The sequence below is a fragment of the Xanthomonas cucurbitae genome (assembly GCF_002939885.1).
Lineage (GTDB): Bacteria > Pseudomonadota > Gammaproteobacteria > Xanthomonadales > Xanthomonadaceae > Xanthomonas > Xanthomonas cucurbitae.
The window spans coordinates 1-15,347 of the sequence record NZ_MDED01000055.1; the positions used below are offsets into that span (position 1 = coordinate 1).

10 protein-coding genes and 2 pseudogenes are annotated in these 15,347 nt (G+C 66.4%); 8 read left to right on the forward strand and 4 right to left on the reverse strand.

All coding sequences use genetic code 11. From position 1 onward, the window contains the following. A partial coding sequence (locus XcuCFBP2542_RS17625; protein ID WP_484606942.1) for an apurinic/apyrimidinic endonuclease family protein occupies window positions 1-627 on the forward strand: 627 nt, incomplete at its 5' end. 223 nt (window positions 628-850) lie between these two features. Here XcuCFBP2542_RS17625 and XcuCFBP2542_RS17630 read toward each other — a convergent pair. Beyond that, complete coding sequence (locus XcuCFBP2542_RS17630) at window positions 851-1,918, reverse strand: LacI family DNA-binding transcriptional regulator (RefSeq protein WP_104605395.1); 1,068 nt, start codon at window positions 1,916-1,918, stop codon at window positions 851-853. A 197-nt stretch (window positions 1,919-2,115) separates the two neighbouring features. Between XcuCFBP2542_RS17630 and XcuCFBP2542_RS17635 the strand changes: the two genes are divergently transcribed. From XcuCFBP2542_RS17635 to XcuCFBP2542_RS17665, 6 genes are all read left to right on the forward strand, one after another. Then, the gene (locus tag XcuCFBP2542_RS17635; protein WP_372372436.1) at window positions 2,116-4,281 is read left to right on the forward strand and encodes an alpha-glucuronidase family glycosyl hydrolase; all 2,166 of its coding nucleotides are present in this window, start codon (window positions 2,116-2,118) and stop codon (window positions 4,279-4,281) included. Then, complete coding sequence (locus XcuCFBP2542_RS17640; RefSeq protein ID WP_104605397.1) at window positions 4,278-6,230, forward strand: sialate O-acetylesterase; 1,953 nt, start codon at window positions 4,278-4,280, stop codon at window positions 6,228-6,230. Before XcuCFBP2542_RS17635 ends, XcuCFBP2542_RS17640 begins: the two co-directional genes overlap by 4 nt. An 11-nt stretch (window positions 6,231-6,241) precedes the next feature. Further along, window positions 6,242-7,501, forward strand: a complete 1,260-nt coding sequence (manD, locus tag XcuCFBP2542_RS17645) for a D-mannonate dehydratase ManD (RefSeq protein WP_104605409.1) — start codon at window positions 6,242-6,244, stop codon at window positions 7,499-7,501. Window positions 7,502-7,533: 32 nt separating this feature from the next. Beyond that, window positions 7,534-9,201, forward strand: coding sequence for a glycoside hydrolase family 43 protein (locus XcuCFBP2542_RS17650; RefSeq protein WP_425478056.1), 1,668 nt, complete (start codon window positions 7,534-7,536; stop codon window positions 9,199-9,201). A 2-nt stretch (window positions 9,202-9,203) separates the two neighbouring features. Then, complete coding sequence (locus tag XcuCFBP2542_RS17655; RefSeq protein WP_104605399.1) at window positions 9,204-11,897, forward strand: glycoside hydrolase family 3 protein; 2,694 nt, start codon at window positions 9,204-9,206, stop codon at window positions 11,895-11,897. Window positions 11,898-12,084: 187 nt separating this feature from the next. Then, window positions 12,085-13,557: a mannitol dehydrogenase family protein gene (locus XcuCFBP2542_RS17665; RefSeq protein WP_104605403.1), complete on the forward strand. Its 1,473-nt coding sequence runs from the start codon at window positions 12,085-12,087 to the stop codon at window positions 13,555-13,557. Window positions 13,558-13,614: 57 nt separating this feature from the next. Here XcuCFBP2542_RS17665 and XcuCFBP2542_RS17670 read toward each other — a convergent pair whose 3' ends face one another. After that, complete coding sequence (locus XcuCFBP2542_RS17670) at window positions 13,615-13,857, reverse strand: hypothetical protein (protein ID WP_249027679.1); 243 nt, start codon at window positions 13,855-13,857, stop codon at window positions 13,615-13,617. 128 nt (window positions 13,858-13,985) lie between these two features. On the opposite strand from XcuCFBP2542_RS17670, the pseudogene XcuCFBP2542_RS20135 reads away from it, so the two are divergent. Continuing rightward, window positions 13,986-14,766: pseudogene (locus XcuCFBP2542_RS20135) on the forward strand (IS701 family transposase); the annotation flags it as partial. Between the two features lie 193 nt (window positions 14,767-14,959). Here the strand turns inward: XcuCFBP2542_RS20135 and XcuCFBP2542_RS19645 are convergent. Together XcuCFBP2542_RS19645 and XcuCFBP2542_RS19850 are read right to left on the reverse strand one after the other, a co-directional pair. Beyond that, window positions 14,960-15,136 (reverse strand): hypothetical protein, encoded by a 177-nt coding sequence (locus XcuCFBP2542_RS19645; protein ID WP_158251464.1) that lies wholly within the window; start codon window positions 15,134-15,136, stop codon window positions 14,960-14,962. A 16-nt stretch (window positions 15,137-15,152) separates the two neighbouring features. Beyond that, window positions 15,153-15,347: pseudogene (locus XcuCFBP2542_RS19850) on the reverse strand (hypothetical protein); the annotation flags it as partial.

Sequence of the window (15,347 nt, forward strand, 5' to 3'; positions counted from 1 at the left end):
CTGATCGAGCCCAAGCCAATGGAGCCGATGAAGCACCAGTACGACTTCGACAGCGCCACGGTCATCGGCTTCCTGCGCCAGCACGGCCTGGATCGGGATTTCAAGCTCAATATCGAAGCCAACCACGCCACGCTGTCCGGCCACAGCTTCGAGCACGATCTGCAGGTTGCCAGCGATGCCGGCCTGCTGGGCAGCATCGATGCCAACCGCGGCAACCCGCAGAACGGCTGGGACACCGACCAGTTCCCGACCGACCTGTATGACACTGTCGGCGCGATGCTGGTGGTGCTGCGCCAGGGCGGGCTGGCACCGGGCGGGCTGAATTTCGATGCCAAGGTGCGCCGCGAATCGTCCGACCCGCAGGACCTTTTCCTGGCGCATATCGGTGGCATGGACGCGTTCGCGCGCGGGCTGGAAGTGGCCAATGCACTGCTGACGGCTTCGCCGCTGGAAACCTGGCGCAAAGAGCGCTACGCCAGCTTCGACAGCGGCGCCGGTGCGGCGTTTGCCAACGGCAGCAGCACGCTGGCCGACCTGGCCAAGCACGCTGCCGGCAATGCGCCCACGCAGATCAGCGGCCGCCAGGAAGCCTACGAGAACCTCATCAATCAGTATCTGACGCGGTGACCCACCAGCGTACGCATGTGTTGATGCACATGCGTGTGCGTGCCCTGCATGCGCTGCGAGCGCGGCGCATGCAGGGAGGAAACGTAACGGCAATGGCCACCGACGCAAACGCGCAGCTGTTCGCAGACGGCAGCCGCATGGGCGGGGCCCACAGTCCAGACAGCTTGGTGACCGACACCGGCTGCGGCAACCAAGGGACTGCGCAGCCTTCCGTCAGCGCTGTCTATTCGGCCGGATCGACCGATGTCGGTACGGCCACCGAATCCCGCTTGACCAGCAGGTGCGCGACCACATGATCGACCATCTTCGGCGTCCGCTCCTTGGCGCGTATCGTCTTCAGCAGGATGTCCAACGCGGCATCGGCCATGGCGGCAATGGGCTGCTGCACCGTCGTGAGTTCGGGCCAGACGGCGGTGGCGGCAGAGGTGTCATCGAATCCCACCACCGACAGGTCGCGCGGCACATCCATGCCGCGCCGGTGCGCCACCGAAATGGCGGCGGCGGCCATATCGTCGTTGCTGGCGAAGATCGCGCTGGGCCGGCGCTTGCGTGCCAGCAATTTTTCCGCGGCCAGCAACCCCGAGCGGTAGGTGTAATCGCCCGGCTGCACCAGATGCCGGTCCAGCCGCAAACCGGCATCGGACAAGGCCGCCTGGAATCCTTCGAAACGCCGCGTACTGGCCGACAGGTTGGGATGCCCGGCGATATAGCCGATCCGCGTATGCCCCTGCACGATCAGATGCTCGGTGATTTCCTTGGCGGCAGCGAATTCGTCGATGCGCACGCAGGCCACATCGGGACTGAAATGATTGGAGGCGATCGCCACCACCGGCACCTTGGCGCGCACCAGCTCCAGCACTGCGGCGCGGGACTCGCACAACGGCGGCGGCAGGATGACTCCGGCCACGCCCTTGGCGAGTTTGCGTGCGGCACGGCGCTCGGCATCGGCATCCAGGTCGTCCCAGCAGTCGATCACCAGCTGGATCGAAGTGCGCGAAGCCACCCGCAACACGCCGAGCAACAACTCGCGCAGGTAGGCACCACTGGGGTCGCTGTAGATCAGCGCGATGCGCGTGCTCTGCGCGGCGGCCAATGCGCTGGCGGCGAGATTGGGCGTGTAACCGAGTTTGTCGACTGCGCGCATGACGCGCTCGCGGGTGGCCTGGCGCACACTGCCGTTGTTGTTGACCACACGCGAGACCGTCATCGGCGACACTTTCGCCAGCGCCGCCACCTCGTCGATGGTGGTCGCGCGGCTGGTGCGGCGGACCGATTTCCTGACCTTCTCCAAGCGTGGCCTCTTCAAGTGAGTGCGAAAGCTGCACGATGCACACCGACCGCGGCAATGAACTCCGCACCCACGGCATACACGGCGATGCAAACCATGGTACCGGGAAGCAGACAGAGCGGCGAGACACGCAACGATGCGTTACCTGCAGTGGAGCAAATGTCATGAGCAGGCAGGCAAGCGGCAATGAGCGCGTCCCGATGGCTGCGCTGTTACTGATGGGGCTGATGCTGCTCTGCGGCGTGTTTCTGCCTGCTGCGCAGGTACATGCCGAAGATGGCTACGAGCTGTGGTTGCGCTACCAGCCGGTGGACAAGGCCACTGCATTGCGCGAACACACCCAGGCACTGGTGGTCGTTGGCGATTCGCCCACCCTGCAGGCCGCGCGCCAGGAGCTGGAACGTGGCCTGCAGGGCCTGCTGGGCGCCGCGCCGCCACCCACTGATGCGGTCACGCGCGACGGTACGCTGCTGCTGGGTCCGGCCAATGCGCCGCAGGTAGCAGCCCTGAAGCTGTCTACCGCCGATCTTGGCCGCGAGGGCTACCTGATCCAGTCCGTTACCGTGGACGATCACCGCAGCATCGCGATCGTGGGCGGCAGTGATATCGGTGCGCTTTATGGCGCATTTCATTTCCTGCGTCTGCTGCAGACTGGCCAGGCGCTGACCGCACTGAACGTGCGTGAGTCGCCGCGGCTGCAGCTGCGCATGCTCAATCACTGGGACAATCTCGATGGCGTGGTGGAGCGCGGCTATGCCGGCGCCTCGCTGTGGAACTGGCAGACCTTGCCGGGCTATCTGGATCCGCGCTACACCGACTACGCACGCGCCAATGCCTCGCTGGGCATCAATGGCACCGTGCTCAACAATGTCAACGCCAAGGCCTGGAGCCTGACGCCGCAGTACCTGGACAAGGCCGCCGCGCTGGCCAAGGTCTTTCGGCCGTATGGCATCCGCGTGTTTCTCAGCGCCCGCTTCAGTGCGCCGATCGAGATCGGCGGGCTGCCCACCGCCGACCCACTGGACCCGCAGGTGCAGCGCTGGTGGCGTGAGACCGCCGATGCGATCTATGCGCGCATTCCGGATTTCGGCGGGTTTCTGGTCAAGGCCAATTCCGAAGGACAGCCCGGCCCGCAGGATTACGGGCGCACGCATGCCGATGGCGCGAACCTGCTGGCCGCTGCGCTGGCGCCGCATGGTGGCGTGGTGATGTGGCGTGCGTTCGTGTATTCGCACGAGCAGCCCGACGACCGCGCCAAGCAGGCGTACAGCGAATTCATGCCGCTCGATGGCGCGTTTGCCGACAACGTGATCGTGCAGGTGAAGAACGGCGCCATCGATTTCCAGCCACGCGAGCCCTTCCATCCGCTGTTCGGCGCGATGCGCAAGACGCCGCTGATGCCGGAGTTCCAGATCACCAAGGAATACCTTGGCTTTTCCACGCACCTGGCATATCTGGGCAGCTTGTTCGCCGAGACCTTGCAGGCCGATACCTATGCGCGCGGCAAGGGCTCGACCGTCGCGAAGACGGTGGATGGCAGCGTGTTCAACGATGCCAAACGCCCTCGGCTGACCGGCATGGCCGGCGTTGCCAACATCGGGTCGGACCGCAACTGGAGCGGCTCGATCTTCGATCAGGCCAACTGGTATGCCTATGGACGGCTGGCCTGGAATCCGTCGTTGTCGCCGGAGGCGATGGCGCAGGACTGGGTGCGCATGACGTTGTCCAACGATCCGGCCGTGGTCACGCCGGTGGTGGGCATGCTGCTGCGCTCGCGCGAGGCCGTGGTGGACTACATGACGCCGCTGGGCCTGCACCACCTGATGGGGCGCGGCCATCATTACGGCCCGGCGCCCTGGGATGCCGGCAGCGAGCGCCCGGATTGGGACCCGGTGTATTACCACCGCGCCGACCGCAACGGCATTGGCTTTGACCGCAGCGCCAGCGGCAGCAATGCAGTGGCGCAGTACGCCGCACCGGTGGCGCGGGTGTTCGGCGATGTGCGGAAGGTGCCCGAGCAGTCTCTGCTGTGGTTCCATCATGTCTCCTGGGACCGGCGCATGGCCTCCGGGCGGACGCTGTGGGACGAGTTGGTGTGGCATTACGACCATGGCGTGGACGAGGTGCGGGCGATGCGTGCGACCTGGCAAGGCCTGGCCGGCCGCATCGATGCGCCGCGCTATCGGCAGGTAGCCGGGTTTCTGGCAATCCAGCAGGACGAAGCGCAGTGGTGGCGCGATGCCAGCATCGCCTATTTCCAGAGCGTGTCCGGGCGTGCCTTGCCACCGGGCGTGGCCGCGCCGGCGCATCCGCTGGCGTACTACCAGGGCCTGAAATTTCCCTATGCACCGGGGAATCCGAAATGAGCCTGCGTGGTTTGCCCCTGCTGCTTGCCACGCTTGCAATCGATGTGGCCTGCGCCGCCGATGCGCCGCTGTTGCATCCGCTGTTCCAGGACCATGTGGTGCTGCAACGCGATGCGCCGATTCGGGTATGGGGCGATGCGGCGCCCGGCGCGCGCGTGCGGGTGCAATTGGAGACCCAGCAGCAACAGGTGCGCGCAGACCGCCAAGGCCACTGGCAGGCGCAGCTGCCCGCCCATGCAGCCGGCGGACCGTACACGCTGACCGCCAGCAGCGCCGACGGTGCGACACAGCAGGTGGCCGATGTGATGATCGGCGATGTGTGGCTGTGTTCGGGTCAATCCAACATGGAATTGCAGGTGCATCGCACGCTGGATGCGCGCAGCGAGATCGCCGATGCCGATCAACCGGCCATCCGCATGTTCAAGGTGCCGGCGCAATCCAGCCCCACGCCACAGCGTGGCTTTGGCGGCGCGGCGCAATGGCAGCCGACCACGCCGGACACGGTGAAGGACTTTTCGGCGGCGTGCTACTACTTCGCGCGCGAACTACGCAAGACCGTCTCCGTGCCGATGGGGTTGATCAACGCCTCGTGGGGCGGCTCGCAGCTGCAGGCCTGGATCGGCGAGGCGGCACTGCGCGCGGCCGGCGACGATGGCCCGGCACTGGATGTGCTGGCACGCTATGCCGACAGCCCGACGGACGCGGCGCCGCGCTGGGCACGGCTGTGGGAAGCATGGTGGCATGCGCATGGCGAAGGCGAGCCGTGGCAACCGGATGCGCCGGGCGCGTGGCAACCCGCACCTGCCGCGCTGGGCGCATGGGACGACTGGGGCGTGCCGCAGCTGGTGGGCTTCAACGGCATGGTCTGGTATCGCACCAGCGTGGAGCTGACGCCCGCGCAGGCAGCGCAGGAAGCCACCCTGGTGCTGGGGCCGGTGGACGAGCTAGACCAGACCTGGGTCAACGGTGTTGGCGTCGGCAGCAGCTACGGGGCCGATCAACCGCGCCGCTATGCGCTGCCGCGCGGCCACCTGCATGCCGGGCGCAACAGCATCGTGCTCAACGTCCTCAACACGTATCGCCGTGGTGGATTGCTGGGCGATGCGTCCTCGCGTGCGCTGCAGTTTGCCGATGGCAGCACGCTGCCGCTGGCCGCGCCGTGGCACTACCGCATCGTGCCGCCGCAGCTGGGCTCGCCCCCGCGGGCGCCGTGGTCCTCGGCCGCAGGGCTGACCACCTTGTACAACGGCATGATCGCCCCGCTCGGCCTTCTCGGCCTGCGCGGAGTGCTGTGGTACCAGGGCGAATCCAATGCCGGCGATGCCGTGCATTACCCGGCCTTGCTCGACGCCTGGCGGCGCGACTGGCGTGCACGCTTCGGTGCAACGCTGCCGCTGCTGATGGTGCAGCTGGCCAACTACGGCGCGCCGCCCACGCAACCGGTGGAAAGCGGTTGGGCGCAGCTGCGCGAGGCGCAGCGCCGCTTCGTGGCCGAAGACGCGCACGCGGGCCTGGCCGTGGCCATCGACATCGGCGACCGCTACGACATCCATCCGGCTAACAAGCAGGAACTGGGCCGGCGGCTGGCACGCGCGGCGCGGCACGTGGTGTATGGCGAAGCGGTGGCGCCCTCGGGCCCGGTACCACGGTCCGTGCAGCGCGATGGCCACAGCGTGCGCATCGCCTTCGACGATGTGGACACCACGCTGCTGAGTTACGGCAACGATGCGCCGATCGGCTTCGAAATCTGCGGCGCGGCGGCTGGCAGCTGCCGCTACGCCAGCGCCAGCGTGCAGCAGCGCCTCGTCCACCTGCGCATTCCTTCCGGCATGGATGCGGTGCGGGTGCGCTACTGCTGGGCCGACAGCCCGGTGTGCACGCTGTACGACCGCAGCGGCCTGCCGGCCGGTCCTTTCGAACTCCCCGTCACCGCCCCCCTTTCCCCATGAGGCAGATCCCGATGTCACAGACCCCCGACTCCCCCGCTCCGCTGCAAGGTTCGGCCCGCGATCGCGAGATCGTCGAGGCGCGCGTCATCGTCACCTGCCCGGGGCGCAACTTCGTCACCCTGAAGATCCGCACCCGTTCGGGCATCACCGGGCTGGGCGATGCCACGCTCAACGGCCGCGAACTGGCGGTGGCGGCCTACCTGCAGGAACATCTGGTGCCGAACCTGATCGGTCGCGACGCCGGGCGCATCGAGGACATCTGGCAGTTCTTCTACCGCGGTGCGTACTGGCGGCGTGGCCCGGTGACGATGAGCGCGATTGCCGCGGTGGACGTGGCGCTGTGGGACATCCTGGGCAAGATGGCCGGCATGCCGTTGTATCAGTTGCTGGGCGGGCGCTCGCGCGAAGGTGCGCTGGTCTATGGCCATGCCAACGGCCGCGATATCGCCGAAACCAGTGACGAAGTGGCCCGTTTTCGCGAGATGGGCTTTATCGCCATCCGCGCGCAATGCGGCGTGCCCGGCATCAAGAAGACCTATGGCATTTCCAGCGGCGGCAAGCCGTACGAGCCGGCCGAAAGCGAACTACCCACCGAAACCGTGTGGTCCACGCCGCGCTATCTGGGTGTGGTGCCGAAGTTGTTCGAGCAACTGCGCAACGACCACGGCGATGAGATCGAGCTGCTGCACGATGCGCATCACCGGCTCACCCCGATCGAAGCCGCGCGCCTGGGCCGCAATCTGGAGCCCTACCGGCTGTTCTGGCTGGAAGACGCCACGCCTGCGGAAAACCAGCGTGCGTTCGAACTCATTCGCCAGCACACGGTCACGCCATTGGCAGTGGGCGAAGTGTTCAATTCGATTTGGGACTGCAAGCACCTGATCGAACAGCAGCTGATCGACTACATCCGCACCACGATTGTCCATGCCGGCGGCATCACCCACGTGCGCAGGCTGGCCGACTTCGCGGCCTTGCATCAGGTGCGCACCGGCTTCCACGGCGCCACCGATCTGTCGCCGGTGTGCATGGGCGCGGCCTTGCACTTCGATACCTGGGTGCCCAACTTCGGCATCCAGGAATACATGTTCCATTCCGACGAGGCCAATGCGGTGTTCCCGCACGACTACGTGTTCCGCGACGGGCGCCTGCACTGCGGCGAAACCCCCGGGCATGGCGTGGACATCGACGAGGCGCTGGCCGCCAGGTATCCCTATGTGCCTAAACAGCTGCCCATCGCGCGCCTGGAAGACGGCGCGATGTGGGATTGGTGATGCGGCTGTTGCCGGCCGCGCTGAGCGTGGTGATGGCCGCGCTTGTGCCTGTCGTGGCGCAGGCGCAGGCCGACGCCGAGGCCAATGTCGCCTTCGATTGGTTCGACTATCGCGGCGATGATGCGGTATTCGCCACGCCGTTGGCGGCCGGTCAATATCGCAACCCGATCCTGGCCGGCTTCTATCCGGACCCCAGCATCACCCGCGTGGGCGAGCGCTACTACCTGGTCAATTCCACCTTTGCGTATTTCCCGGCGATTCCGATATTCGAGAGCGGCGATCTGGTGCACTGGACGCAGATCGGCAACGTGGTCGAGCGCACCGACCAGCTCGACTACGACGGCCTGGACGTGTCGCGCGGCATGTTTGCTGCCAGTATTGGCCACCATGACGGACGCTTTTATGTGGTAGGGACTGCGGTCGACCGCGGTGGCAACTTTATCGCCAGCGCCAGCAACGCTGCTGGCCCCTGGTCGCAACTGACCTGGCTGCCGAGCATCGACGGCATCGACCCGTCGCTGTTCTTCGACACCGACGGCAGCGCGTATCTGCTCAACAACGGCCCACCGGAAGGCACGCCGTTATACGAGGGGCATCGCGCGATCTGGATGCAGCGCTTCGATCTGGCCACCCGGCAACCGACCGGCCCGCGCAAGGTGCTGCTCAACGGCGGCGTGGACCTGGCCAGCAAGCCGATCTGGATCGAGGGTCCGCACCTGTATCAGCGCGACGGCTGGTACTACCTGTCGTGCGCCGAAGGCGGCACCGGGCCGCAACATTCGCAGGTGGTGTTGCGCAGCCGCAACGTGTGGGGGCCGTATGCGCCCTCGCCGCACACCCCCATCCTGACCCAGCGCGATCTGCCTGCCGACCGTGCGCACCCGGTCAGCAACGCCGGCCACGCGGATCTTGTCGAAGCACCGGACGGGCAATGGTGGGCGGTGTTCCTGGCCAGCCGGCCGTATTCCGGCGATCGCTACAACACCGGGCGCGAGACCTTTTTGCTGCCGGTGCAGTGGCGCGATGGCTGGCCGTCGATCCTGCCCGCCGGCGCACCGATTCCCTACATTGCCAACGCACCTGCGGGGGCAGGGGCGACTGCCGATCAGGCGCCGCTGTCGGGCAACTTCACCTGGCACGACGACTTCACTGCCGCTACCCTGCAGCGCGAATGGCTCACCCTGCGCGTGCCCAAGCGCACCGTAGGCGATACGCAGGCACGTGCCGGTTGGCTGACCCTGCATGCAACCGAGCAAGGGCTGGAGGGCAGCGGCACGCCCGCGTTTGTTGCGCGCCGCCAGCAACACACGCTCTTTTACGCCAGCACCGCGCTGGCTGTGCCCACGCAGGCAGGTGTGCAGGCCGGGCTGGCCGCGTTCCAGAACGCCAACGCGTGGTATGCGCTGGGCGTGCGCCGCGACGGCGCTGCCCTGGAGGTCGTGATCGACAAGCGCGACGGCGCCACCACCACCACGCTGGCGCGCACCCGCATCCCGGCCACGACAACGCAGTTGCGCCTGCAGATCAGCGGCGATGGTGGCGCCTACAGCTTCGACTACGACGCCACCGGTGCCGGCTGGCAATCGCTACACCGCAACGACGATGCCGGCTTCCTCAGCACCGCACAGGCCGGCGGCTTCGTCGGCAGCATGATCGGGCCCTTCGCCCGGTTGCAATCAGACCGCACCAAGGAGGACTGACCATGCAGTCGCACCCTGCCCGTCTCACCGCCGCCCCGCGCCGCGCCCTGGCCGCCGGCCTGCTGCTGGCGATTGCCCTGGCCGCCGGCAACACGCAGGCGGTTGCACCGCCGCCGCCCCCGTATCTCGACACCCAACTGCCGTTCGAGACACGCGCCGCCGATCTGGTGTCGCGCATGACGCTGGAGGAAAAAGCCGCGCAGATGCAGAACGCCGCACCGGCGATCCCGCGCTTGCGGGTGCCCGCCTACGACTGGTGGAACGAGGCGCTGCACGGCGTGGCGCGCGCCGGTGGCGCCACGGTCTTTCCACAGGCGATCGGGCTGGCAGCCACCTTCGACACCCCGCTGATGGCCGAGGTGGCCACTGCCATCGGCGACGAAGCGCGCGCCAAGCACCATGCGTTTCTGGCGCGCGGTGAGCACAAGCGCTACCAGGGGCTCACGTTCTGGTCGCCCAACATCAACATCTTCCGCGACCCGCGCTGGGGCCGTGGGCAGGAAACCTATGGCGAAGATCCGTTCCTGACCGCGCGCATGGGCGTGACCTTCGTGCAGGGCCTGCAGGCGCAGCAGGGCCCGTATCGCAAGCTCGATGCCACCGCCAAACACTTCGCCGTCCACAGCGGCCCGGAAGCGGACCGCCATCACTTCGACGTGCATCCCAGCGAGCGCGATCTGCATGAGACGTACCTGCCGGCGTTCCAGGCCTTGGTGCAGCAAGGCCATGTGGCCGCGGTGATGGGCGCCTACAACCGCGTCAATGGCGAATCCGCCTCGGCCAGCACGCGGCTGGAAGGCATCCTGCGCCGCGACTGGGGCTTTGATGGCTATATCGTCAGCGACTGCGCGGCGATCCGCGATATCTGGCAGAACCACAAGATCGTGCCCACGCCCGAAGCCGCCGCAGCGCTAGGCGTCAAACACGGCACCGACCTGGATTGCGGCGACACCTATGCAGCGTTACTCAAGGCGGTGCGCGCCGGCTTGATCGACGAAGCCACCCTCGACACCTCGCTCAAGCGGCTGATGACCACGCGCATGCGCTTGGGCATGTTCGACCCACCGGCCAAGGTGCCGTGGGCGCAGATTCCCGCCTCGGTGAATCAATCGCCGCAGCACGATGCGCTGGCCCGGCGCACCGCACGCGAATCGCTGGTGTTGCTGAAGAACGACGGCCTGCTGCCGCTCAAACCCACGCTCAAACGCATCGCCGTGGTCGGCCCCACCGCCGACGATCCGATGTCGTTGCTGGGCAACTATTACGGCACGCCCGCCGCGCCGGTCACCATCCTGCAAGGCATCCGCGATGCGGCGCCACAGGCGGAAGTGGTGTACGCACGCGGCAGCGATCTGGTGGAAGGACGCGAGGACCCCAATGCTGCCGCACCGATCGACGCGCGCTATCTGCGCCCGGCCGCCGATGCCAAACAGAACGGATTGACCGGTGAGTACTTCAAGGGACGCAGCCTGGCCGGGCAACCGGTGCTGACCCGCATCGACCCGCGCATCGCCTTCCGCTGGGACCGCAATGCGCCCACCGACGATGCGCTGGGCCGTGGCGAGCTGCAGCCCGGGCAGGCGTTGGACAAGGACGATTTCAGCGTGCGTTGGCATGGCCAATTGTTGCCGCCGGTCAGCGGCGATTACGACCTGCAGATCGCTGCCGATGACGGCGTGCGCCTGTTTCTGGACGGCAAGTTGCTGATCGACCAGTGGAGCGATGCGCCGCGCATGCGTGGCGGCAATGCCAGCGTGCGCCTGGAAGCCGGCAAGGCCTACGACCTGCGCGTGGAGTATTACGAAGCCACCCGCGATGCCGGGGTGCACCTGGCCTGGCGCATGCCTGGTGCCAAGCCACCGCTGCAGGAAGCGGTGGATGCCGCTCGCAATGCGGAGGTGGTGGTGTTCGTCGGCGGCCTCACCGGCGATGTCGAAGGCGAGGAGATGGACGTCAACTATCCCGGCTTTGCCGGCGGCGACCGCACCGACACCCGCCTGCCCAAACCGCAGCGCGAGCTGCTGCAGGCGCTGCAGGCCACCGGCACGCCGGTGGTGGCGGTGTTGACCACCGGCTCTGCACTGGCGGTGGATTGGGCGCAGCAGCATGTACCGGCGATCCTGCTGGCCTGGTATCCCGGCCAGCGCGGCGGCAGCGCGGTGGGCGATGTATTGTTCGGCCAGGCCAACCCCAGTGGTCGCCTGCCGATCACCTTCTACAAAGAAGCCGAGCGCCTGCCCGCCTTCGATGACTACGCCATGCGTGGGCGCACCTATCGCTATTTCACCGGCACCGCGCTGTACCCGTTCGGCCACGGATTGTCGTACACGCAATTCACCTACTCGGACCTGCGCCTGGACCGCACCACCCTCAGCGCCGATGGCACGCTGCGCGCGACGCTGAAGGTGCGCAACACCGGCAAGCGCGCCGGCGACGAAGTGGTGCAGCTGTACCTGCATCCGCTCGACCCCAAGCGCGAACGGGCCGGCAAGGAGCTGCGTGGTTTTCAACGCATGACCCTGCAACCGGGCGAACAGCGCGAGGTCGCCTTCACGCTGAAGGCCGCCGATGCGCTGCGTATCTACGACGAGCAGCGCAAGACCTACGCCGTGGACCCGGGCGCCTATGAAGTGCAGATCGGCGCGTCCAGCAGCGACATCCGCAGCAAGCAACGCTTTACCGTCACCCACAAGTAATCGCGCCCTCAGAAGCCGCCGTGAAAAGCCCCTCTCCCGTCGGGGCGAGAAGGCACGGCTTACGCGCCATGGCGCGTGTGCCTTGGAGCGCCCGCGCCGCAAGCGCGGGCCGGGGCGCGGAGCGGGGGTTGGGGTGAGGGTACGGCCACCAAGCGAACGTGCAGCACCCCCTATTCAAAACAAGACCATGCCAATCCCACAACTCTCGCTAGCCACCCTTCCCCACCTACCTAAAACAATCCTAAAACCCAACTACGACCCAGCAACCACCACCATCGGCATCGTCCATCTGGGCGCAGGCGCCTTCCACCGCGCACACCAGGCCGTCTACATCGATGACCTGCTCGCAGACGATCCCGGCTGGGCCATCTGCGCCGTCTCGCTGCACAGCCGGCAGGTGCGCGACGCGTTGCGCCCGCAAGATGGCCTCTACACCCTCGCCCTGCTCGACGAACACCCGCAACTGCGCATCATCGGTGCCATCCGCCAAGTGCTGTGCGCCGCCGACGAACAAGCCGCCGTCCTCGCGCGCCTGGCCGATCCCGCCGTGCGCCTGGTCACCCTCACCGTCACCGAAAAAGGCTATTGCCTGGCCGGCGATACACTCGATCTGCATCACCCGGACATCGTGCACGACATCGCCAACCCCGCCACGCCACACAGTGCCATCGGCTATCTGGTCGCCGGTCTGCGCAAGCGCATGCAGGCCGGCCTTGCACCGTTCACCGTGCTCAGTTGCGACAACCTCAGCGATAACGGCCACCTGCTGCGCCGCGCGGTGCTGTTGCTGGCGCGCCAGCACGATGCCGCGCTGACACTGTGGATCGAACAGCAGGTCAGTTTCCCGCGCTCGATGGTCGACAGCATCACCCCGGCCACCGACGAGGCACTGCGTCCCCAGGTACAGGCGCAGACCGGCCTGTACGACGCCTGGCCGATCCAGCGCGAGCGCTACAGCCAGTGGGTGATCGAAGACGATTTCTGCAACGGCCGCCCCGACCTGACGCGCGTCGGCGTGGTGCTCAGCGACAACATCGCCGGCCATGCGCGCGCCAAGCTGCGCCTGCTCAATGCCCCGCATTCCACACTCGCTTATCTGGGCAGCTTGCTGCAGCTGGAGAGTGTTGCCGATGCCATGGCGCACCCGCCGCTGGCGGCGTTCGTCGAAACGCTGATGCGTGAAGACATCGCACCCACGCTGCAGCCGATGGACGGCTTCGATGCGCAACGCTATAGCGACGCGATTCTTGCGCGCTTCCGCAATCCCGCCATCCGCCATCTGCTTGCGCAAATCGCCTGGGACGGTTCGCAGAAGATGCCGGTGCGCCTGCTCGCCACCATCGACGACGCGCTTGCCGCAGGACGGCCCATCGACCGCCTCTGTTTGCCGGTTGCCGCGTGGCTGCAGTTCGTGCGCCGGCAGGCACGCAACGGCGTGGCCCTGGTCGACCCCTTGAACGATGCCCTGAGCGCGCTGGGACGTGCAGCCACCGGCGATGCAGCCGGTGATATCGCCCGCTTTGTCACGCTGGATGGCGTGTTCGGCGCGCTGGCTGCGGACCCGCGCTTCATCGATGCGCTGACCGAGGCCTATGCCGCGTTAGGCGATGCCACGCCAGGCCAGGTGGACGATGTGCTTGCTGCGCTGGCGGCTACCTGAGCCAGGCAACAACGCGGCGGTGGCGGTCTACGGCGGTTTCTGGACACACGAAGCAGCTCAGCTGCGCGCGCAACCGACAATGGCAGCCACCCCCAGCTGCCGGGTGTACCAGCTCACCTGCCGCAAGTAACCACCGATGCAGCCGTTGATTACATACCCCGATGGCCGCATCAGCTTGTGGCTCCATCGCACGTAGGCGTCTCGAAATGCCGGTGCCAGGCCCTGCAGCAGCAATGCGCCCAGCTGGCTCACCAGCAGGTAGGCGAACACTTCGATGCCCACCATATCCAGCAATGGCACAGCTGCTGCAAGTTCCGGGTTCGATGCGATGCAGGCAATCACCAACGCGGTGATTGCAACGGCTGCCCTGCGATTCAACCTGATTGTCCACATGTAGATGGACCTGTCTCTTGTCTAGCGATGAGGCCAGTGCAAGCTTGCACTTGGAAAATTTTGGTTCGTATCCGCTCGCCTTTGGGCTGTATCTGCCTGAAGCCTGGGCGGCCGATGCGGCGCAGCGGGAGAAGGCGGGTGTTCCGGAAGAGATCGAGTTCCCCAACAAGCCGGAGATAGCGCTGGCGCAGATGCAGGCAGCGCGTGCTGCAGGTGTTGTCCGCGGCACCGTGTTGGCCGATGCAGCCTATGGGCTTGGCGTGATGCGCTGACTGCCCGCCCGCGCCATGGAAGGGAAAGGGCCGTCCTGCGATTCGCCATCGCCGCACGGCGGATCGCCAGCCACAGTCGGTGGAGGCACTGGCGCAGTCCCTGCCTCGGCGTGCCTTCCGGACGGTGTCATGGCGGGAAGGCAGCAACGCACCGTTGTCCGGACGCTTTGCGGCCCTGCGCGTGCGTGCCGCGCAGGGAGATCGTTTGCGTCAGGAGGAGTGGTTGTTGATCGAATGGCCCAAAAACGAAGACAAGCCAACGCGCTACTTCCTCTCCAACTTGCCGGCAAGCACGCTCCGCAAGGATCTGGTGAATACAGTCAAGGCGCGCTGGCGGGTTGAACGCGATTATCAGGACCTGAAGCAGGAGTTTGGCCTGGATCACTACGAAGGGCGCGGTTGGCGGGGGTTTCATCATCACGCCACGCTATGCATTGCTGCTTACGGGTTTCTGGTTGCTGAGCGCTTGCGTGGAGCGCATCAAAAAAAACCGTCACAACGCCCGCAACCTGCCCTACCCGAAGATTACCGCCCGCGCGGGGCGACCGATGCGGGCTCAGCGCCATGTAGTGGACTCGATCGCGACGCTGCGCTGGACAATCGCCGTAGAAATTGCAGTGACACTACTTGGAAAGATACCTATACACCTTCGAATTTAGTGACAAAGTAGGATTAGGCAAGCTTTATCGGCGAGCGCTATCAGGGACCGTCCATAGCCATCCGCGGCCCTGACCCCGCTACTGGGTTTGCCCCTGGTCTTGCTTGATGGCTTTCGCCTGCATCAAGCTCTGCTCGACTGGCTGCTGGCCCACCTTCCCGTCTCCCCGCGCATGCATGAACGGCGCCTTGTCGCCAAATGGCACGTGGACCGCCCGCACGTTCTCGGCTCCGTCCTTGCCCAGTGCGTCGTTCACCCGGTCTATCGTCGGCCTACGGCCGCTGTCGTGTCGGGTGATTGGATGGGGCATCCACCAGGATGTATTCGCTGCCTTGGCTTTTCCAGGTCGGCGTGCGTTTGTCCAGCTTGATGCACGGCCGGCCGCCGCAGGAGGTGATCTCGACATGCCTGGCCGCTTCCTGCACGTCCGCTCGCACGTCCGCCGCCGCCGCGCGGGCCCGTGCGGC